At 67.9% G+C, this 19480-nt stretch carries 17 protein-coding genes and 2 tRNA genes; 8 read left to right on the top strand and 11 right to left on the bottom strand.

Annotated features, from left to right (window positions below; translation table 11 throughout):
• On the bottom strand, nucleotides 1-531 hold the full coding sequence (locus MLJ35_RS02905) for an RDD family protein (RefSeq protein WP_243320396.1): 531 nt from the start codon (nucleotides 529-531) through the stop codon (nucleotides 1-3).
• 198 nt (nucleotides 532-729) lie between these two features.
• On the opposite strand from MLJ35_RS02905, the gene MLJ35_RS02900 reads away from it, so the two are divergent.
• From MLJ35_RS02900 to mobB, 3 genes are all read left to right on the top strand, one after another.
• Nucleotides 730-2178 carry an aminoacyl-histidine dipeptidase gene (locus MLJ35_RS02900; protein WP_243382838.1) on the top strand — a complete coding sequence of 483 codons (1449 nt, stop codon included), beginning with the start codon at nucleotides 730-732 and terminating at the stop codon, nucleotides 2176-2178.
• Nucleotides 2179-2254: 76 nt separating this feature from the next.
• Nucleotides 2255-2345: transfer RNA gene (locus MLJ35_RS02895), tRNA-Ser, on the top strand.
• A 301-nt stretch (nucleotides 2346-2646) separates the two neighbouring features.
• Nucleotides 2647-3162, top strand: a complete 516-nt coding sequence (mobB, locus tag MLJ35_RS02890; protein WP_420843018.1) for a molybdopterin-guanine dinucleotide biosynthesis protein B — start codon at nucleotides 2647-2649, stop codon at nucleotides 3160-3162.
• Here the strand turns inward: mobB and MLJ35_RS02885 are convergent.
• From MLJ35_RS02885 to MLJ35_RS02870, 4 genes are all read right to left on the bottom strand, one after another.
• Nucleotides 3150-3938: a sulfite exporter TauE/SafE family protein gene (locus MLJ35_RS02885; protein ID WP_243320390.1), complete on the bottom strand. Its 789-nt coding sequence runs from the start codon at nucleotides 3936-3938 to the stop codon at nucleotides 3150-3152. The two genes, mobB and MLJ35_RS02885, sit on opposite strands and share 13 nt — an antisense overlap.
• Nucleotides 3939-4036: 98 nt before the next feature.
• Nucleotides 4037-5185: an ABC transporter substrate-binding protein gene (locus tag MLJ35_RS02880; RefSeq protein WP_243382834.1), complete on the bottom strand. Its 1149-nt coding sequence runs from the start codon at nucleotides 5183-5185 to the stop codon at nucleotides 4037-4039.
• Between the two features lie 59 nt (nucleotides 5186-5244).
• Nucleotides 5245-5790, bottom strand: coding sequence for a HutD/Ves family protein (locus MLJ35_RS02875; RefSeq protein ID WP_243382833.1), 546 nt, complete (start codon nucleotides 5788-5790; stop codon nucleotides 5245-5247).
• 38 nt (nucleotides 5791-5828) lie between these two features.
• Nucleotides 5829-6488 carry a methyltransferase family protein gene (locus tag MLJ35_RS02870; protein ID WP_243382831.1) on the bottom strand — a complete coding sequence of 220 codons (660 nt, stop codon included), beginning with the start codon at nucleotides 6486-6488 and terminating at the stop codon, nucleotides 5829-5831.
• Between the two features lie 41 nt (nucleotides 6489-6529).
• Here MLJ35_RS02870 and asd point away from each other — a divergent pair, with 41 nt between their 5' ends.
• Genes asd through MLJ35_RS02855 form a run of 3 tightly spaced genes read left to right on the top strand, consistent with a single transcriptional unit; the run spans nucleotide 6530 to nucleotide 8384 of the window.
• Nucleotides 6530-7462 carry an archaetidylserine decarboxylase gene (asd, locus tag MLJ35_RS02865; protein ID WP_243382829.1) on the top strand — a complete coding sequence of 311 codons (933 nt, stop codon included), beginning with the start codon at nucleotides 6530-6532 and terminating at the stop codon, nucleotides 7460-7462.
• A complete protein-coding gene (scpB, locus tag MLJ35_RS02860; RefSeq protein WP_243320380.1) occupies nucleotides 7459-8133 on the top strand; it encodes an SMC-Scp complex subunit ScpB in 675 nt (224 codons plus the stop codon). The genes asd and scpB overlap by 4 nt, the downstream gene beginning before the upstream one ends.
• Nucleotides 8130-8384, top strand: coding sequence for a hypothetical protein (locus MLJ35_RS02855; protein ID WP_243382827.1), 255 nt, complete (start codon nucleotides 8130-8132; stop codon nucleotides 8382-8384). Before scpB ends, MLJ35_RS02855 begins: the two co-directional genes overlap by 4 nt.
• Before the next feature lie 80 nt (nucleotides 8385-8464).
• Here MLJ35_RS02855 and MLJ35_RS02850 read toward each other — a convergent pair whose 3' ends face one another.
• The gene (locus tag MLJ35_RS02850; RefSeq protein WP_243288001.1) at nucleotides 8465-8695 is read right to left on the bottom strand and encodes a hypothetical protein; all 231 of its coding nucleotides are present in this window, start codon (nucleotides 8693-8695) and stop codon (nucleotides 8465-8467) included.
• 101 nt (nucleotides 8696-8796) lie between these two features.
• Entirely contained in the window at nucleotides 8797-10737 is a 1941-nt protein-coding gene (locus tag MLJ35_RS02845) for a protein kinase domain-containing protein (protein ID WP_243382825.1), read from the bottom strand.
• Nucleotides 10738-10883: 146 nt separating this feature from the next.
• On the opposite strand from MLJ35_RS02845, the gene rpsU reads away from it, so the two are divergent.
• The gene (gene rpsU, locus MLJ35_RS02840; protein WP_026852993.1) at nucleotides 10884-11090 is read left to right on the top strand and encodes a 30S ribosomal protein S21; all 207 of its coding nucleotides are present in this window, start codon (nucleotides 10884-10886) and stop codon (nucleotides 11088-11090) included.
• 102 nt (nucleotides 11091-11192) lie between these two features.
• Nucleotides 11193-13613: an endonuclease MutS2 gene (locus MLJ35_RS02835; protein ID WP_243382823.1), complete on the top strand. Its 2421-nt coding sequence runs from the start codon at nucleotides 11193-11195 to the stop codon at nucleotides 13611-13613.
• A 74-nt stretch (nucleotides 13614-13687) separates the two neighbouring features.
• On the opposite strand, the gene MLJ35_RS02830 is transcribed toward MLJ35_RS02835, so the two are convergent.
• The 4 genes from MLJ35_RS02830 to nadE all read right to left on the bottom strand — a co-directional run bounded on the left by MLJ35_RS02830 (nucleotide 13688) and on the right by nadE (nucleotide 19473).
• Entirely contained in the window at nucleotides 13688-16774 is a 3087-nt protein-coding gene (locus tag MLJ35_RS02830; RefSeq protein ID WP_243382822.1) for a TonB-dependent receptor, read from the bottom strand.
• 185 nt (nucleotides 16775-16959) lie between these two features.
• On the bottom strand, nucleotides 16960-17364 hold the full coding sequence (locus MLJ35_RS02825) for a bacteriohemerythrin (protein ID WP_243382820.1): 405 nt from the start codon (nucleotides 17362-17364) through the stop codon (nucleotides 16960-16962).
• Between the two features lie 278 nt (nucleotides 17365-17642).
• Nucleotides 17643-17729 (bottom strand) — tRNA-Leu (locus MLJ35_RS02820).
• 34 nt (nucleotides 17730-17763) lie between these two features.
• Nucleotides 17764-19473, bottom strand: coding sequence for an NAD(+) synthase (gene nadE / locus MLJ35_RS02815; RefSeq protein ID WP_243382818.1), 1710 nt, complete (start codon nucleotides 19471-19473; stop codon nucleotides 17764-17766).
• Nucleotides 19474-19480: the final 7 nt, after the last annotated feature.

The following is a 19480-nucleotide window of genomic DNA, read 5'->3' as shown; positions in this document are numbered from 1 at the left end:
CTAGTCGGCCACCTTGACCACGATCGTGTCGGCGATGAGGTCGTGGATGCAGCGCCGGTCATCCCGGAAGATGAAGCAGGCGTTGACCAGCGAGAACAAGGGTCCCAGCAAGGGAATCGACTCGAGCACCCACATGAGGATGATCCGCAGCCCCAGCAGCCGTCCCATGCCCACAGGCTCGCCATCGCTCCGGACGATCCGGATGCGGAGGATGCGCTTGGCGATGGTCTGCCCGTAGCGGCTGAGCCAGATGAGGTTCCAGATCATCAGGGCCAGGAGCAGGCCTCCCCCCAGCACGGCGAACACGATGAAGAACGCGGTGGGGGGCGCACCGCCGGTCCGCCGGGACAGGAAGGCCGGAATGAAGATGGCGGCCAGGATCCCGATGACGGCGAATCCGCCGCCCATGATGAGGCCGTCCAGGAGCTTGGCGCCGAGACGCGTGCCGCGGTCGGCGAGCTCCTGGGTTTCCGGATCGACAAGATCCGCGACGACCGCGGACGGAGCCTCGTACGGATTGAATTCGGTCATGGCGCGCTCGCTCGGAGGGATTCCTTAGGCTATCCAATATCCCCGGCAAACGCCTGCCAAAACAGCCTGTGTTGCGCGGAATCCGGCCTGGCCTTTCCGATCCGGAGCCGGCCCAGGGAGGCGCCCGTGAAGTGACCGCCGTCACGGGGGACCGGTGGAGGCCACCTGTACTCTGGGTGGGCACCCCTTGGAGGCTCTGTGGACGCGTTGCTCGAATCCCTCGAACCGAAGACGATCTGGTCCTACTTCCTGGGGCTGTCGGAGATCCCCCGCGGATCCAAGAACGAAGCCGCGGCCGCGGCCTGGGTGGCCGACCAGGCCAAGGCCCTGGGCTGCGAGGTGGAGCGCGACGAGGTCGGCAACGTCATCATCCGCAAGAAGGCCACGCCCGGGAAGGAAGGCCGGCCCGCCACCTGCCTCCAGGCCCATGTGGACATGGTCTGCGAGCAGAACGAGGGCACGGGCCACGACTTCCTCAAGGATCCCATCAAGGTCCGCCGTGACGGCGACCTCCTCCGCGCCACCGGCACCACCCTCGGCGCCGACAACGGCATCGGCGTGAGCGCCGCCCTGGCCGTCCTCGCCAGCAAGGACATCGCCCACGGCCCCCTGGAAGTCCTCATCACCATCGACGAGGAGACGGGCCTGACCGGCGCCAACGGCCTCCATCCCGGCCGCCTCAAGGCCAAGTACCTCCTCAACCTCGACAGCGAGGAGGAGGGCTACCTTACCATCGGCTGCGCCGGCGGCGAGGACACCATCGCCACCCGCAAGCTCACCCGCACGGCGCCTCCGGCGGGCGCCCGCGCCTACCGCCTGAAGGTGTTCGGCCTCAAAGGCGGCCACTCGGGCATCGACATCCACGCCGGGCGCGGCAATGCCATCCGCATCCTCGCCCAGATCCTGGGCGCCCTGAAGGCGGACTTCAGCTTCGCCCTGGCCGGCATCAAGGGCGGCAACAAGCGCAACGCCATTCCCCGCGAAGCCTCGGCCCAGATCTTCCTGGATCCCGCCCAGGAGCAGGCATTCAAGACCGCTCTGGCAGCCCACGAGGCCCACTGGCGGGCGGCTCTCGGCGCCTTCGACCCGGGCCTGCACCTGGCCCTCGAAGCCGGGGAAGGCACCCAGGCCATGTCCAGCGCCGACGCCGAGGCCCTGATCCGCCTGCTGCTGGCCCTGCCCCACGGCGTCGAGGCCATGAGCCCGGACATTCCCGGGCTGGTGCAGACTTCCACCAACATGGGCGTGATCGAGACCCGCGAGAACGAGGTGGAAGTGAACCTCCTCACCCGCAGCTCCATCAACGCGTCGAAAACCGCCCTCTCCGAGCGCATCGCGGCCACCTGCGCCCTGGGCGGCTTCGAGTCCCACGTCACCGGCGGCTACCCGGGCTGGAAGCCCGAGCCCAAGGCCTCGCTGGTGAAGATCGTCAACGAGACCAACCAGAAGGTCTTCGGCAAGCCCCTGGAGATCATGGCCATCCACGCCGGCCTGGAGTGCGGCCTCATCGGCGAGAAGTACACCGAGATGGAGATGGTGTCCTTCGGTCCCAGCATGTGGGACGTCCATACCCCCGACGAGCACGTGAGCGTGCCTTCCGTGGGCAACTTCTGGAAGCTGCTCGTCGCCGTCCTCGAGACCGTGTAGCCCGGCCATTCATGGCCCTTGGCTCAAGCCGGGGGCCATGATAACCTTGCTGCTTCCGCCCATCAGCGGAGCCACGGGAGAGTTGTCCGAGTGGCTGAAGGAGCACGATTGGAAATCGTGTAACGGTCAAAAGCCGTTCGGGGGTTCGAATCCCCCACTCTCCGCCAAAAGCGCCCCGCGAAGCGGGGCGCACGTTTTTTGGCGGAGCGTGGGGGATTCGAAGTCACAGAATCGCTGGCAGGTAGGCCCCGCCGGAGGCTGTCCAGTGGACAGCCGGAGGCGATCACGGCCGTGCCAGCGATTCGTGCGGCCGGAGGGGACGCCGCACAGCGGTGGCCCCGGAGGGAATCCCCCAGAATCGTCCCACCTCGCCCCACGGTGGGCGCACTTGTTTGGCGGAAAGCGGGGATCCGAAATCACAGAATCCCCCACCTCGAACGCGCCATCATGGAACCGGAGGGCCTCGCCGTGAAGGTCATGGGCATCGTCGGCTGGAGCGGCAGCGGGAAGACCAGCTTGGTGGTCGAGGTGCTGCCTCTCCTCAGAAAGGCGGGGCTGAAGGTCTCGACCATGAAGCACGCGCACCACCGCTTCGACGTGGACAAGCCCGGCAAGGACTCGTTCCGGCACCGAGAGGCCGGCGCCTCGGAGGTGCTGGTGGTGACCTCCTCGCGCTGGGTGCTGATGCACGAATCCAGGGAAGAGCCTGAGCCCAGCATCGAGTCCCTGATCGAGCGCATGACGCCCGTGGACCTGCTCCTCATCGAGGGCTTCAAGACCCACCCGCATCCCAAGCTGGAGATCCACCGGGAATCCGAAGGCAAGCCCCTGCTCTGCCCCGGGGATCCGGGGATCGTGGCCGTGGCCAGCGACCGCCCGCTGCCCGGGCTGAGGATCCCGGTGCTGGACCTGAACGATCCGTCCGCGGTCGCCGAGTTCATCCTCGCCCACACGGGCCTGCGGACGCCTCCTCAGGCCATGTAGTGCTTGTAGAAGTACCAGGCCGAGAGGATGAAGCCGATGGACACGACGCCGACCCGCACGGTCTTTCGGCCGACACGATGGGCCATGTGGGAGCCGAAGAGACCACCCAGGCCCGCGGCCACGGCCATGATGCCGACCAGGGTCCACTGGACGTTGCCCGGGTGCCGCAGGAACTCCATGGCCAGGAAGGCGAAGATGGCGATGCCGTTGATGCACAGGGCCAGCAGGTTCTTCAGCCCGTTCATCTGGTGGATGTCCGTGAGGCCCAGGAGGCTCAGCGCCGCCAGCATGAGGATGCCGATGCCCGCGCCGAAGTAACCGCCGTAGATGCCCACGATGAACTGGAAGATCATGGCGAACACCCACCAGCCTGGCGTTCGGTCGTGGCTTCCCATCTTCTTCAGGAGCTTGTTGACGGGATCATTGGCCGCCAGCAGGATCGTGGCCACCAGGATCAGCCAGGGCACGAGGTTGTCGAAGACCTTCTGGGGCGTGACCAGCATGAGCCAGGCGCCCAGCGCGCCGCCCAGCAGGGAGGGCGGCATCAGCCGGAGGGTGAATTCCCGGATGCCGACCAGATCCTCGCGGTGGCCCCAGAAACCGCCGATAGATCCCGGCCAAAGGGCCAGCGTGCTCGTCACATTGGCCTGCTGGCCCGTGAGCCCGATGCCCAGCAGCGAGGGGAAGGACACCAGCGTCCCGCCCCCCGCGATGGAATTGATGGCGCCGGCGGCGAAGGCGGCGGCCATGACGGTGAGCGCGTGTCCGATGTGCATACATCCCAAGATGACAGGCGCCACAGGGCCTGTCACACACTCCCTGGGACCGGTGGAAAGAGGTGTGCGACAGGCTCTGGGGACGCCTCAAGCGGCGGTCACTTCCACTTGAATGGATAGATTGGTTTCTTCGTGGCGTACTGGGGGGGCCACACCGTTTCGTGCTTGCCGTTCTGGATCTGCTCCACCAGCATCTGATGCTTGTTCTGGTTCGTGTAGCCGCTGTAGTCGATGAACCGGACGTCGCCCATGATGCCGTCCCAGTGGCCGCCTCGCAGCTCGGCGCGTAGCTTCTCGCGGTCGCCGCCCACCTTGGCGGCGGTCTCCGCCATGACCATCATCGAGGCATAGGCATTGGCGGCATGGTAGGGCACCTCGGCCTTGCCGAACTTGGCCTTGTACCGCGCCCCGAAGTCCTTGGCGCCAGGCCAGTTCACGTCCGTCGTCCACTGGGTGCTGGAGAACACGCCGTGGGAGATGGCCTGCTCCCGCGCGAACTCGGAGGACGCGAAGCCCGCGCCCGCGCCCAGGAAGGCCTGGGGCTGGAGGCCCACCTCGCGCGCCTGGCGCATGAGCAGGATGCCGTCGGCCACGTAGGACACCATGAAGACGAGATCGGGCTTGGCCGCTTTGACCTTGGCGAGGGTGGAGCGGTAGTCGGGGGAGCCTGCGGCATAGGCCTCCTCCATCACCACCTGGATGCCGACCTGGGCGGCGTAGGCCTTGGCGGACTTCGCGCCGGAGGTGCCGAAGTCGGTGTTCTCGTTCAGGATGGCCATGCTCTTGGGCTTGCCCAGCTTCTGGGCCATGGAGATGAGGATGGAGGCGTAGTCCTCGGTGGTGGCGCTGAGGCGGAAGACGTACTTCTGGTTCTGCCGGGTGATGTCTTCTTTCGAGGCCACGGGCACCAGGAGGGGCACCCGGTACTTCTCGGCCAGCTTGGACACGGCGTTGGCGCAGGCGGAGCTGTAGGGCCCCACCACGGCGGCCACGCGGTCGCGGGTCACCAGCTTTTCCATGGCCGACATGGAGACCTGGGGTTTGCCCGTGTCGTCCTCCGTCACCAGTTCGACCTTGATGCCCTTCTTCTGGAGATCCTCCATGGCCAGCTTGTAGCCGTTGCTCATGTATTCGCCGATGGGCGCCTGGGTGCCCGTGGCGCAGTTGATGACGCCGATTTTCACGGGCGTCTGCGCCTGCAGGGCGAGTCCGAACGCCATCAGCGAGGACAAGATCCTCTTGGTCATGGGCACCTCCGACAGATTGGGTTGGTTTGGTGGGTGCCACCCTACCACGGACGCGGCGGTCAGATGAGGTGGAGGTCGATCCGAATGACGGAGGCCCCGCCCAGGCCCGGGGCCAGGGGCAAGGCCTGTGATTCCCCCTCCAGGCGGAGCAGGTGCCTGCGGCCGAGGTGTAGCCCCAGTGCGGGCACCGCCACCGTGCCCTGGGCGACGAACAGCAGCGTGGTCGCTCCCCCGGGAACCAGCGTCTGGGACGTCTCCAGGCGTAGTGTTTCCGCGGCGACTCGGTACACCTCCGGATCCACCATCAGGTTGAGATCCACCGACGGGCCATCGAGCAGGGTGGCGTCCGCAGGCCACTCCCCCAGGAAGCGCAGCGGGACCAGGGGAACGTGGAGGTTCGTCCGCCCCCGGGCGCCGAAGTCGATGTCGAAGCCGGGACCGTCCAGCAGCCACAGCCACCGCTCGAGGCCAGGGAACGCGGAGAAGGGTCCGGAAGAGGCCACCTCCGCGGAGCTGAGGCGCCAGCGGAAACCCGTGGCCAGCGAGCCATCCGGTGGCTCCACCGCCAGTTCCAGCGTGGTTCCCCCGCCGTTCTTCCAGGGCACGAGGCGCCCTTCCGAGGGGCGAGTCCGCCGCCAGGCCATCACGGCCCGCCCAGGCGGCGAGCCTCGTCCCGGCTCAGGGTCTTCCAGGGCCGGGGCACGAGCCCGGGCACCCGCGACAGGTAATCCCGGTAGGCGGGCTCGAACCGCGCAAGGAGCTTCCGCTCCTCCAGCCGGGCGCCGAGAACGATGTAGGCGGTGATCCACAGGGCCGAGACCAGGAGCGACAGGCTCATGTCCCGCGTCCACAGGATCACCAGCGACAGGCTATACCAGGGGTGACGCACGAAGCGATGGAGGGTGGAGATGCGAAAAGGCTCCGCGTCCTCGCCTGCCGTTCGCCCCTCCTGCAGCTGGCGGAGGCCGAGGAATTCCGCCAGATCGTAGCCGGAACCGGACAGCAGCAGCCCCGCGGCCAGGAGGGCCGCGCCGTTCATGACCCAGGCCAGGGGTCCGTGCCAGCGCCAGACCCAAGGCCCAGGATGGCGCGCCAGGACCCACAGGATCGGGAGGAGGGCCAGGGCGGCGACCAGGTTGTAGGCCAATCGGTAGCCGGGCATCCCACGCGGGAATCGCGCCGCCACGACCCGCTTGAAGCCCGTGGACGCCAGCAGGGAGTGGAGGGCGCCATAGGCCGCCCACAGCAGGGACAGCGCGATCGGCATGGCGGCCTCGGAACCCATGGAACGATTGTGGGACACCGCCCCTCCAGGACCAAGGGATGCCGGGGTATCCTTGGGGCATGCACCTTTCATGGCCCCCACCGGCGCGCCTGGCGCTTGTCCTCGTCCTGGTCTGGGCGGTCTACGCGCTCGTCTGGACGCCGGGGCCCTTGTCCCTGCGGATCCTGGGCCTCTATCCCAAGAAGCTGGGATCGAAGGTCGTCGGCTGGGCGGCCACGCGCACCCTGCCAGCCTCCTGGCGCGAGCCCCTGCTGGGGCGTTTCGCGGGCCACTATGGCATCGACCTGACGGAGGCCGAGCGGCCCCTGGCGGGCTATCCCAGCCTCCAGGCCCTGTTCACGCGGCGCCTGAAGCCGGGCCTCCGGCCTCAGGATGCGGCCGTTCCCGGATTCCTGAATAGCCCCGTGGACGCCCGAATCATCGCCGGCGGCCCCATCGCCTCCGGCACGGCCATCCAGGCCAAGGGCCTCACCTACCGCGTGGCGGAGCTCCTGAAGCACGAGCGCGGCGCGGAGCGCTTCGAGGGCGGCCACTACCTCACGCTCTACCTTTCGCCCAAGGACTACCATCGCATCCACGTGCCGCTGGAGGGCCGGGTCACGACCGTCAGCCGCGTGGAAGGCGAGCTCTGGCCCGTGAACGACGCCAGCACGGCCAGCGTGCCGCGACTCTACGAACGCAACCGCCGGGCCGTGTGGACGGCCCTGGGCGCCGGGACCTGCGAGGGGCTGGAGGTGGCCGCGGTGCTGGTGGGCGCCACCCACGTGGGCGGCGTGGTCATCGACGACCGCTGGCTCGGGGGCCGGACCCTGCCGAGGGATGGCGGATTCCCCGTGAACCTGCTGCCCTGCGCGCCAGGCGAGGACCTGGGCACCTTCGAGTTCGGCTCCACCGTGGTGCTGCTCGTGGGCGGTCCCAAAGCCAAGGATTGGGCACCGCTCCGCACGGACGGGGCCGTGAAGGTGGGACAGCGACTGGGAGCCTATCGGTGAGCGAATCCGACCTCTTCCATCAGGACCCCCTCTGGGAGGAGGGCGGTGACCTGCCGGGCGCCCTGGAGGCCCTGTTCACCGCCGCGGGAGAAGTGCTCGACCTGGCGCGGCTGCGCGAGCTGACGGGCCTGGGCGACGGCGCCCTCCAGCAGGGCATCGAGAAGCTGCAGGAACGGCTATGCGGCTCCAGCGGCCTGCGCCTCCTGGAGGTCGGCGGCGGCTGGCGCATGGCCACCAGCCCGCTCTACAAGGAGATGGTCGCCCGGCTGGTGACGACCACCCGCAGCGGCAAGCTCACGCCGGCGCAGATCGAGGCCCTGGCCATCATCGCCTACCGCCAGCCCGTCACCATCACCGAGCTGAACGCCATCCGCGGCGTCACCAGCAGCGCCAACCAGGTGAAGAGCCTCATGGAGCGCCAGCTCATCACGCCCGCGGGTCGCAAGCCCGTGGTGGGCCGGCCCATGATGTACGCCACCACCCAGGCCTTTCTGCTGCACTTCGGTCTGAAGAGCCTGCACGACCTGCCGCAGCTGGAGGACTTCGGGGAGGCCCGCCTGGAGGCCCAGGCCCTGGCCTCGCTGGAGCCCCCGCTCCCCGAGGACGGCCTCTTCGGCGAAGGGGCCATGGAGATGATCGAGGAATTGCCGGACGAAGGGGCCGAATCATGAACCAGCCCACCACCCTCAGCCTCCAGGAGCATCCGGAGAGCCCGAAGAAGGTCGAAAGCCCCACGGGCTTCGTGCTCCAGTCCTGGCAGAAAGGCTGCCTGCTGATCGTGCTGCTCGGCGTCCTCTACCTGCGCATCTGGCGCCGCAAGCGGGCCCAGACCCTCGTGTGCAGCCACTGCGGGAAGAAGAACCCCCCGCACCAGAGCAACTGCCAGAAGTGCGCCGCCCCCCTGATGCGGATTCATGGGTAGCTGTCAGCTATCAGCTGTCAGCTATCAGCTATCAGCTATCAGCTATCTGTAACTGATAGCTGACAGCTGATGGCTGATAGCTAAAACTCAATATCGATGGACTCTTCGGCGAGGTCGTTCTCTTCGCCCAGCACTTCGCAGGCGGCACCGTACATCTGGAGCACGGCGGTCTTGCGGTTGCTCAGGCTGGTGAGCAGATCCTTCACGCGCTGCACTTCGGAGGCGATGGTGTTGTTGATCTGGGACACCTCGGAGCGGCAGCGCTCGCGGGTGGTCTCGTAGAAGGCCTTCTGATCCTGGCTCAGATCCATGGGTACTCCCGGGGGCTTCAAGGCTGTTCGGAAAAGCTGATCTTATCCGGGTCCGGGGTCCGGGGCCACCGGCTCAGGACCGGAGGCTCAGGACCGGAGGCTCAGGACCAGCGGGCGATGGCCAGCAGGATCACCAGGATCACCGCGAGCCCCAGGATCACCGGCAGCATCCAGCGGGGCCGGGAGGGCATCTCTTCGATGGGCTCGAGGGCCTCCAGGGGCTCCAGGACAGGTTCGAACGACTCGCCAGCCCCAGGGGCCGGGGCCATCCGGACGGCGGTCTCCGTCCTGAGGCCCAGGACCTGCTGCATGCCGCTCGCGGCGCCGGCGGGGCGCGGGAACCGCGTCGCCAGGAGGCTTTCCAGGCGCTCGAGGGGGCCGTTGAGCAGGGCCTGCATGTACTCCGCGACATCGTGCTCGGTGATGGGCGGCCCCTGCTGCTGAAGGTAGTCGCGCAGGTCGCGCTCCATGAAGCGGGCCGACGGGTAGCGGTGATCGACGCTCTTCTGGAGCGCCCGGTTCACGATGGCCACCATCTCTTTCGACACGTTCGGATTCAGCGTGTGCAGATCGGACACCCGGCCGAGCCGCACCTTCTCGAGGACGCCCAGCTCCGAATCCGCCTGGAAGCATCGCTCGCCGGTGAGCAGCTCGAAGAGCACCAGCCCGAGGGAATAGAGGTCCGAGCGGTTGTCGAGAACCTGGCCCGTGGCCTGCTCCGGGCTCATGTAGAGCAGCTTGCCCTTGAGCGCCCCGGCCACGGTGTGGCTGGCCTTGCTGGCCGCCTTGGCGATGCCGAAATCCACCAGCTTCACCGCGCCGTCGGTGGAGAGGATCACGTTCTGCGGGCTGATGTCCCGGTGCACCAGCTTTAGCTCCCTGTCGTCGAATCCCCGCTTCCGGTGGGCGTAGTCCAGGGCCGCGGCCACCTTCATCACCACGAAGGCCGCCACCTGTTCGGGGAAGGGGTGGCCGCATTCCCGCACCTTCCGGAGCAGCGTCCGGAGGTCTCGGCCGTTCACGTACTCCATGGCGATGTAGTAGGAGTTCCCGGCCTTCCCCAGGTCGAAGATCTGCGCGATGTTCGGATGGGTCAGCTGGGCCGCTAGCTTGGCCTCGTCGATGAACATCGTGACGAAGTCCTCGTTGTCGCTGAAGTGCGGCAGGATGCGCTTGATGGCCACGATCTTCTGGAAGCCCTGCACGCCCCGCTGCTGGGCCTTGAACAGCTCCGCCATGCCGCCGATGGCGATCTTCTCCAGCAGGAAGTAGTTTCCGTACTCCTCCAGGACCTCGGGCGTTCCCGTGACCGCCGGGGCGGCTTCCTGCGTCGGAGGAGCCTCAAGGGCGCCAGCCGGACCGCCGGACCAGGCGAAGGGATCATGGACGCCAGAGATGCCGCTCAGCGTGAACTCCGACGGCCCCAGCGGGCCGTCGGCCGGAACCGCGGGCCGGGAAGCGCCTGCCGCCGAGGCCATGGCCGGGACCACCCGCACCAGGTTCCTCCCCTGGACCGGTTCCGGCGGGGCCTCCACCTCTTCGATGACGCGGCCGAAGATCTCCGCGGCGCTGAGAGGAGGGTGGGCTGTCTGGGCCTTCGGTTCCGCCTTCGGGGAAGCCGGTCCCGGCCCCACCTCCAAGTCGGCCAGCAGGTCACCGAAGATGTCGCTCGTCGTGAGCTTGGCGACCTCCGGACGGTAGCGGCGGAGGATGGCGGCGATCTCGCCGTCGGGCCGGGTCCGTTCCAGGTATTCCTGCACCCCGGCCTCGGCCTTGTCGCCGCTTCCAGAGCCTTCAGTCAGCACCAGCACCGGCAGCCGTGGATTCCTGGTGCGCAGATGCTGGACCAGGTCGCCATCCGTGCCCCCGGGGGCCGCCGAGTCCAGCAGCAGAAGGTCCGGGTCCTGGCCGCCCTCGAGGAAGGCCGCAGTCCCGTCGTGGCGGATCCATCGGACTTCCCAGCCGTCGCCCTCCATCGCGGAGACCAGGCCGGGAGTCCGCAGGGACTCGCCATCCACGATGAGCAGAAGGGGGCGCGGCATGGGGTTCCGTGAAGAAGCAGTGAGGATCCAGGGTAGCGGGAGGGATTCCTCCTCGCCATAAGCCCTTTGGTGTAGTAGACTTTTCGTTCGGTCCGTCCCTGCCTGGCAGATGGCGGCCAAATCCACGGGAAAGGAGGTGCATCCACATGCCTTTGGTCAAGGTCAAAGAAGACGAAACCTTCGAGTTCGCCCTTCGCCGCTTCAAGCGGAAGTGCGAGAAGTCCGGCATCCTCAGCGAGCTGAAGAAGCGCCAGCACTACGAGAAGCCCAGCACCAAGCGCAAGCGCAAGATGCTCGCCGCCCGCAAGAAGACCCTGAAGCGCCTCGCGCAGGAGCGCCGGATGATCGGTTGATCACACGGCGCAGCGCAGTCGCGCTGCGATAACAAAAGGCCCGCGGACGCGGGCCTTTTGTTTTACTGAAGACTGAAACCTGAGGATTGAAGACTGCGCCCCATGAACCCTGAACTCCACGCCCTCGAATTCCCCGATGCCGTGCGCCTGATCCAGACCGGCGCCCGCACGGCGCCGGGCCGGACGGCACTGGGCGCCATGCAACCCTGGGACGGGCTGGCGGGGCTGCGGCGGCTCCATCAGATGGAGCTTCAGGATCTCTGGATGCAGTCGCCGGACCTGCTCCCCGTGTTCCCCATGGACGAGGCCCTGGACGAGCTGCTCAACCCGGCGGGCTGGCTGCAGCCGGAGCACTGGCGGCAGCTGCGGGAGGGCCTCCGGGCCATGGCCCGCCTGCTGCAGAGCCTGGCCGCCCTGCCCTGGCCCGAGGCCCGTCCCGCACCCGCGGGCACCCACCTGGGCATCGACCGCCTCCAGGTGACGGCGGCCCTGCTGCCCGATCCCGGCCCCATTGCCGAGCGCCTGGCGAAGAGCTTCGACGCCGACGGTCGCCTGGACCCTCTGCGCATCCCCGCCCTGGCCAGCCTCCACCGCGGGCGCCAGGACGCGTTCCAGGCCGTGCAGGCCAAGCTCCAGAAGCTGCTGCGGGCCACGCCGGACGCCTTCAACGAGGCCACCATCGTGGAGCGCAACGGGCGCTTCTGCCTGCCCGTGCGCCAGGAGCGGCGCGGCCTCGTGCCCGGCCTGGTGCTGGACCGCAGCGGCAGCGGCGCCACGGTCTTCATCGAGCCCATGGAGGCCGTGCCCCTCAACAACGCCTTCGTGGAGGCCGACCGCGACTACGCCCAGGCCGTGCAGGCCTTCCTGCGCGACCTGCTGGCGGAGCTGCGGGGCCGGCGGGAGGACTTCGCCCGCTGGCGCGACCTCCAGGCCCAGGCGGACCAGGGGCTCGCCCTGCTGCGCTGGGCCGCTCTCTGCGACGGCCGCCTGCCGGACGTGGAGACCGACCCCAAGCAGGGCCGGCTCTGCCTGCTGGAGGCCCGCCACCCCATGCTGCTGCCCGCCGTGCGCGAGGCCATGGGCCTGGAGTCGCTGCCCCACGCGGTGGTGCCCCTGAACCTGGTGCTGGAGGCGGAGAAGCCCGGCCTCGTCATCTCGGGCTCCAACACCGGCGGCAAGACAGTCGTCCTGAAGACCGTGGGCCTGCTCTCGGTGCTGGCCGCCTGCGGCTGCGCCGTGCCGGCGAAGGAAGGCTCCAGCTTCCCGGCCCTGCCCAGCCTCCATGCCGACATTGGCGACCACCAGACCATCACGGGAAGCCTCTCGACCTTCAGCAGCCATGTCCTGCATCTGAAGAAGATCCTGGAAAACGTCCATGACGGCGGCCTGGTGCTGCTGGACGAGCTGGGCACGGGCACGGATCCCAAGGAGGGTGCGGCCCTGGGCATCGCCATGCTCCAGACGCTGTCGCGCCGCCGCTGCTGGATCCTCTGCTCGACCCATCTCGGCGAGATCAGCCAGTGGGCCCTGCGCCACACCCGCTTCCAGAACGCCTCTGTGCAGTTCGACGAGGACCGCCTGGCCCCCACCTACCGCCTGCTGGTGGGCCAGCCGGGTCAGAGCCGCGCCCTCACCATCGCCGCCAAGCTGGGCCTGCCCAAGGCGGTGCTGGACCACGCCGACAAGGTGCTGGGAAAGCGGGAGCAGGACTGGAGGGACTTCCTGCGGGAGCTGGAGGCCGAGCGCACGCGCCTGCTGGAGGAGGCCGAGACCCTGCGCCAGCAGGTGGCCGCGGCCGAGAAGGACCGGGAGATCCTCCGCCAGCGGGAGGAGAGGCTGCGCGCCGAGCGGGAGGCCTTCCAACAGGAATCGAAGGAGAAAGTGGCGCGGGTGCTGGACTTCCTCGACCACGAGGGCAAGCGGCTCGTGAAGGAACTGAAGGAGCGCCAGAAGTCGGCCCAGGTGAACGCGGATCGCCTGGGCACCGAGGCCCACGAGCGGGTGAAGCAGCTCACGCGTCTGGCGGAAGTCGAGCTGACGCCTCGCGGCATGAAGGCCAAGCCTGCAACCCCCCTGGAAGTCCGGGAAGGCGGCTATGCCCGCCACCGGGGTCTGGGCGTCGAAGGCAAGGTCATCTCCATCAAGGGGGATCGGGCCACGCTGGAGACGCCCCAAGGCCGCCGCCTGGAGTGCCGCCTGGGCGAGCTGGAGCCCATCGGAGCACGGGAGGCCGCGCCGAAGCCCACGGGCAAGGTGCGGGTGCGGGCCGAGGCCCTGGACATCGAATCCGAGATCAACCTCATCGGCCGGGCCAGCGACGACGTGGACAGCGAGATCTACCGCTTCGTGGAGGAGGCCCTGGCTTCCGGGCGGCGGATGATCCGCATCGTCCACGGCCACGGCACCGGCAGGCTGAAGGCGGCGGTCCGCGAAGCCCTGCGCGGCCATCCGGGCATCGCACGCGTGGAGGACGCCCCCCAGAACCAGGGCGGCGCCGGCGCCACGGTCATCACCCTGAAATGAGGATCCTGCATCATGAAGAAGGCCCCGCGGGTGCGAGGCCTCCTTCGTGACGCAACCGGATCAAAGCGACCGGATCAGAACTTGGCCCGGACGCCGAGCTGGACCTCGCGGGTGCTGCGATCGGGCAGGTTGATGAAGCCGAAATCGCTCACGGGGACGAAGCCGACGGTGCTGTTGCCCTGGGTTCCGGTGGTCAGCGTGGTGCGCTGGTTGGCCCAGTTCGGGAGGTTGAAGATGTCGATGAAGGTCTGCACCTCGAAACGGCGGGCGATCTTGAAGTCCCGGCTCAGGCGCAGGTCCAGGCTGCGGGCCGAGGGCTGGCGGAACTGGTTGCGCTCGGTGCTGGGGCTGTAGTCGTTCGTCGCGCCGTCGCCGTTCAGGTCGCCGGAGTAGGAGACGCCCGCGATGGTGCGCCCGGTGTTGAAGGAACTGTGAGGACGCCCGGAGGTGTAGCTGTAGTTCACGGCGCCCTGGATGCCCCAGTAGACGGGGAAATAGCCGGCGAAGACCACGCGCCAGCGACGGTCGTTGTCGCTGTAGGCGTAGGTGGCCAGGGGATCCGCCGGGTTGTTGACGTTGGAATCCGAGCTGGCGCTGGCGGTGGTGCGCTCGTTGGAGTTGTTGTCCCGGGCCTTGGACCAGGTCACGTTGGAGGTGAAGCCCCACCCGGATTCGGCCCGCTTGGACAGCGTGAGGATCAGGGCCTGGTACTTGCCTTCTCCATCGTTCCGGCTGAGGAACACGTCCCCGAAGCCGGTGAAATCCAGGACCCGGCCCGCCACCACGGCCCTGCCGGGGCGGGTGCCGCCGAACTGGTTGGTGGTGAGGGGGTAGCCATCGTTGTAGTACGAGCCGGCGGGCGCCCCGGTCTGGTTCAGGTTGATGTTGACGAAGTACTGGAGGTTCTCGAACTTCGCATAGACGCCCTGGATGCCCACGGTGTAGCCGCTGTCGTAGGCATGCTCCACACCCAGGGCGGCGCGCTTGGCCACCGCCAGGTCGTTCCGGGGATCCCAGACCTGGCCCTGCTTCGAGTTGGTGTTGCCCACCGTGGCAAGCAGCGTGGGGTCGAGCCGGGTGAGGGTGGTTCCGGACACGCGGTTGGCGTAGGAGAGGGGCCCGGAGTTGAACAGGGCATTGGTGGACGTGCCGTTGGAGATCCGGTAGGTGGAGGTGGTGTTCCCATTGCTGTTCATCGTGTTGGACACGGTGAGGCTGGCGTTCGGGCTCGAGAACCAGCCGTAGCCGCCGCGGATGAGGGTCTTGCCGTCGCCCTTCACGTCGTAGGTGAAGCCGAACCGGGGATCGTACGAGGTGGTGTCGTTGGCCTGGTCCAACCCGGCGAACTGCGGATTCGGGCGCGGGTTGTCAGGCTGGTCCTCGCGGGTGGCGCGGAGGCCGAGGCTGAGGAGCAGGCGGCGGTCCAGGAGGCCCTGATACTGGCCCTGGACATACCCGGCGAAGAGCTTGGACTTGTAGGAGATGGCCCCGCCGTAGTTGCTGAAGGCGCCCTGGTAGACCAGCGTGTCGCCGGTGCCCACCGTGCCCGCGGCCCAGCGGCTGGCCGTGGCGTAGTTCCCGAACTGGAAGGAGCCGTTCTGGTAGCGGAAGAAGGTGTTCTTGAAGTCGAAGAACTGGAGGTCCACGCCGCCCTTCACCGTCCAGTCGCCCTGGCTCCAGGTGAGGTTGTCGATGACCTGCCAGCTGTACTCGTCCAGTCCGTTGGGGAGGAAGTTGTTCTGGCCCGCCGTGAAGCCGCTGTTCACCTGGAACTCCGGGGAGGCGGTGGTGTTGGCGTAGCGGGGGCGGCGCTCGATGGCGCGCTGGATGCGGGCCTCGTTCACCAGGTTCGAACCGAAGATGCTGTTCAGCTCGGCCACCCAGGAAAGGCCGCTGTTCTTCTCCAAACCTTGCTGCGTCTGACCCGTGGTGGGGGCGAAGGTGCTGGTGAAGGAGGTCGTGCCGTTCTCGGACTTCCAGTCCTGGGCGTTCACGCGCAAGGTGGCCCGGTGATTCTCGTTGATGGTCCAGTCCAGGCGTCCGAAGTAGACGGTGTTGGTGCGGTCGTTCGTGTAGCTGCGGCCGCCCTCCTGGGCCAGGGTCCGTCCGTCGTTCCCCATCACCAGGCCGCCGAAGGTGCCGATGAAGGCGTTGAAGGCCGCGAGGTTCGTGGAGGTGGAGGTGCCGATGGCGAAGTCCGGCGTCATGTCCTCTTTGTACTTGTAGGTCTCGACGCCCACGAAGAAGAACAGCTTGTCCTTGATGATGGGACCGCCCACGTTCACGTTGAACTGAGTCTGGGTGAAGTTCTTCGTCAGGGCCTTGTCCGTGTTGGTGGTCCCGCGCGGATCGTAGGGCACGGGCCGGATCTTGGCGACCAGGGACTTGGGGCGGACCTGGTAGAGGGCAGACCCGCTGATCTCGTTGGTGCCCGTCTTGGAGACGGCGTTGATCACCGCGCCCGCCGCGTTGCCGTACTGGGCGTCGAAGGCGTTGGTGATGATCTGGAGTTCCTTGATGGTGTCGGCGCCGAAGGCGAAGGGGATGCGGGTGGAGCCGCGCTGCTCGCCGAAGAAGTTCGACTGGTACGAGGCGCCGTCGATGGTGAGGTTGTTCTGGATGCCGCGGGCGCCCTCCATGGACACGCGGTTGTTGTCGGAGTCGTAGACGGAGCCGGGCGTGAGCTGCACCAGGGCCGTGAAGTCGCGGCCGCCCGCCAGGGGAAGCGATTCCACCAGCTTGCTGTCCACGGCGGTGACGCTGTTCACCTGAGTGGTGTCCAGGGTCTGGGAGGAGGCCACGATCTCCACCATGGCGGAGGCCTCGGCCAGATCCAGGCTGAAGTTGGCGACGGTGTTCTGGCCCAGGGATACCTGGACTCGAGTGTCCTTCAAGGTCCGCATGCCGGCGGCGACCACCGTGAGTTCGTAGTTGCCTACCGGCAGCAGCCCGATCTGGTACTCGCCCTGGGCAGAGGTGGTGGCCGTGCGGACCAGGCCCGTCTCCAGGTTCCGCAGGGAAAGGCTCGCACCAGGAACCACCTGACCCGCCTTGTTCCGGACCACGCCGCGCACCGCGCCGGCCGTGGAGGAGGTCTGGGCCGAGGCGACCGTGGCGCAGGCCAGGGCCGTCAGCGTGAAGGTTGCCCAACGTCGGTTCATGATCGCTCCTGGGGCCAGGGGAATTGGCCGTCAATTAGAAATACGGGTCCCGGTTTATTCCGGTCGTCCGCGGCAGGGGAAGACCAAGGATCTCCGATTCTGCTCGAGCGACTCAAGTGCCTTTTTTACCCGAAAAGTTTCCGGCAATTCCCAACGACCTTCACCAGGCCGTCATGCCGAACCGCTCAGGCCAGATTCCGCGATTTCAGGAAAGTCACGAACCCGAAATCCCCGTCACTGATGTGGTGCTTCAGCCAGCCCTCCATGAAGGTCGGCACCATCAGGGCCAGGGCGTGGGGACTCTCCTGGAACTTGCTGAGCAGCTCGTGGAGGCTCGTGAGCATGGATGCATGCTCGGCCACGTGCTGGGTCAGATCCGGGTAGGCATACCGCGCCATGAAGGATTCCTCCGTGGCGAAGTGGCGCTCGGAGTGGCTGACCAGCGTGGCCAGGAGCGACTCCACCTCCGTCCGGTCAGCCCCGGACTGGACGGAACTTCTGAGACGATCCACGGTGGAGAAGAGTTCCTGGTGCTGCTCGTCGATGACCTGGATGCCCGTGTTGTAGCGGGTGTTCCAAACAACATCCATGGGCCAGATCCTTTTCGCGGCGACAGGTTGGGGATCCGAACAGAGGCCGGCGCGAGCAGGCGTGCACCACGCGGATCTTTCCACAGAGGACTTCCAGGTGAATGTAGTCTTCAACGACATCCAGATCAAGAAGATTGTGATTTCCCACCTATTCCCTGCCAGCAATTGGGAAAGGGCCCCGCCGGGACCCATGGATGGTACCGGTGGTCGGACTCCGGTTCCCGCCGCGGCTGGCTGGCCACTGGACATGAGGAAGGGCCCCTGCGGGGCCCTTCGCTTGGTACCGGTGGTCGGACTCGAACCGACACTCCTTTAGGGGGAAACGGATTTTGAGTCCGTCGCGTCTGCCATTTCGCCACACCGGCACGAAGGGCCAGGATAGCGCGGCGACGCGGCTTCTCACAATGCTGTGAGGGGAATCCTCCTGCCCGCTCCGAAGGCTTTGGGGCTCACCTTGAATGCGAAGGGGAGCTGGCGCCGCTTGAATTCCATCCGGCGCAGGAGCCCCAGGATGCGGGGCAGAGAGGCTCTGGCCTGGGCCAGGGCGGAGCCTTCCAGCAGCAGGGCCAGGTCCTCGGCGAGGCCCTCCTCGGGTCGCTGGGCCTCCAACGCCGCGCCCAGGATGGCATCCAGCTGGGCGTAGGGCAGCAGGCTGGCCTCGTCCGTCTGGTCCGGACGCAGTTCTGCCGTGGGGGGGCGCTCCACCACGCCGCGGGGCACGGCCTCGCCGAGTTCCCGCGCCACGGCGTACACCCGGGCCTTGAGGCAGTCGCCCAGCGGCGCGAAGGCCCCGATGCCGTCGCCGTAGAGGGTGAAGTATCCGGTGGCCGCTTCGCTCTTGTTGCCCGTGTTCAGCACGGCCACCCGGCCGGTGCCGAGGCGGCGGTGGACCTCGGGCTCCGACGTCAGCGCCATGAGCAGGCTGCCGCGGCAACGGCTCTGCAGGTTCTCGTCCGTGAGGCTGAAGGCGCGGCCGGGAAGCGCCTGCTCCAGCGCGGCGGTGAACCCCGCGAACGGCGCGTCCACGTTGATGTGCAGGAAGCCCAGGCCGAGCTGCCGGGCCTGCTGCTCCGCCAGGGCTGAGCTCTCCCCGCTGCTGAAGCGTGTGGGCAGGGCCACGCCCATCACGCGGCCCGGACCCAGGGCCTCCACCGCGAGCGCCGCGGCCACGGCGCTGTCGATGCCGCCGGACATCCCCATCACCACCGCCTCGAGCCCCTGCTTGGCCAGGTTCTCGCGGATGCCCAGCACCAGGGCTGTCCGCAGCCACGCTCCCTCCTCGACGGGCCGCCAGGCCGCGCCGGACCGCCCCGTGTCCACCATGAAGAGGCCCTGGTGAAACGGCTCGCAGCCCTGCCAGCGCCCATCGGGGAGGGCGAGACCCGATCCGCCATCGAAGAGCAGCCAGCTCTCGGCGCCCACCCGGCTGGCGTAGGCGATGGGAACCGCGTACTTCCGGGCGAGCCCCGGCAGCAGGCGCTGGCGCTGGGCGTCCTTCGAAGGGATGGCCCAGGGGGCCGACCGCCCCGGCGGCAGCCAGCTCCCGAGGGCGCTGGGGCTCGCGCTGGCGTTGAGGATCAGGGTGGCGCCCGCGGCGACCAGATCCGCGATGGGATCGAGGCCGTAGTCCACCGGCACATTGCCCAGCTGCGGATCCGCCCAGAGGTCCTCGCAGATGGACAGACCGATCCGGTGGCCGCCGAAGGCCACCAGCGGCTGGGGCGAAAGGTCCGGCTCGAAGTAGCGGTGCTCGTCGAAGATGTCGTAGCTGGGCAGCACGCGCTTGTGCGCGCAGTGGCGCAGGGTGCCGCCCTCGCACCACCAGAGCTCGTTCCAGAGGCGGCCCGAGGGCGCGGGTCGCGCCGTGCCGAAGAGCAGCGGCACGGCGCCGGAGAGGGCGGCCAGCCGGTGGGACTCCCGCTCGATCCGGTGGCGCAGCCCCTGTTCCCAGAGCCGGTCTTCGGCCAGGTACCCGGGGATGGCGAGCTCCGGCGCCAGGACCAGCTCCGCCCCTGCGGCCACGGCCTCCGCGTAGGCGGCCTCCAGGATCCGGCCGTTGCCTTCGGGATCTCCCAGGCGGGCGTTGAGCTGGAGCAGGGCGATGCGCATGGCTAAC

Source organism: Geothrix alkalitolerans, assembly GCF_022808885.1.
Lineage (GTDB): Bacteria > Acidobacteriota > Holophagae > Holophagales > Holophagaceae > Geothrix > Geothrix alkalitolerans.
Note: the sequence above shows the minus strand (reverse complement) of the source record. Positions and strands in the feature narration are given on the sequence as shown.

What these genes read in the sequence shown, in the direction of transcription:
- MLJ35_RS02850 (WP_243288001.1), bottom strand. Translation starts at nt 8,695, where the DNA reads ATGGATCTGAGCCAGGATCAGAAGGCCTTCTACGAGACCACCCGCGAG.
- MLJ35_RS02905 (WP_243320396.1), bottom strand. Translation starts at nt 531, where the DNA reads ATGACCGAATTCAATCCGTACGAGGCTCCGTCCGCGGTCGTCGCGGAT.
- rpsU (WP_026852993.1), top strand. Translation starts at nt 10,884, where the DNA reads ATGCCTTTGGTCAAGGTCAAAGAAGACGAAACCTTCGAGTTCGCCCTT.
- asd (WP_243382829.1), top strand. Translation starts at nt 6,530, where the DNA reads ATGCACCTTTCATGGCCCCCACCGGCGCGCCTGGCGCTTGTCCTCGTC.
- MLJ35_RS02835 (WP_243382823.1), top strand. Translation starts at nt 11,193, where the DNA reads ATGAACCCTGAACTCCACGCCCTCGAATTCCCCGATGCCGTGCGCCTG.
- MLJ35_RS02825 (WP_243382820.1), bottom strand. Translation starts at nt 17,364, where the DNA reads ATGGATGTTGTTTGGAACACCCGCTACAACACGGGCATCCAGGTCATC.
- nadE (WP_243382818.1), bottom strand. Translation starts at nt 19,473, where the DNA reads ATGCGCATCGCCCTGCTCCAGCTCAACGCCCGCCTGGGAGATCCCGAA.
- MLJ35_RS02830 (WP_243382822.1), bottom strand. Translation starts at nt 16,774, where the DNA reads ATGAACCGACGTTGGGCAACCTTCACGCTGACGGCCCTGGCCTGCGCC.
- MLJ35_RS02885 (WP_243320390.1), bottom strand. Translation starts at nt 3,938, where the DNA reads ATGCACATCGGACACGCGCTCACCGTCATGGCCGCCGCCTTCGCCGCC.
- MLJ35_RS02845 (WP_243382825.1), bottom strand. Translation starts at nt 10,737, where the DNA reads ATGCCGCGCCCCCTTCTGCTCATCGTGGATGGCGAGTCCCTGCGGACT.
- MLJ35_RS02880 (WP_243382834.1), bottom strand. Translation starts at nt 5,185, where the DNA reads ATGACCAAGAGGATCTTGTCCTCGCTGATGGCGTTCGGACTCGCCCTG.
- MLJ35_RS02855 (WP_243382827.1), top strand. Translation starts at nt 8,130, where the DNA reads ATGAACCAGCCCACCACCCTCAGCCTCCAGGAGCATCCGGAGAGCCCG.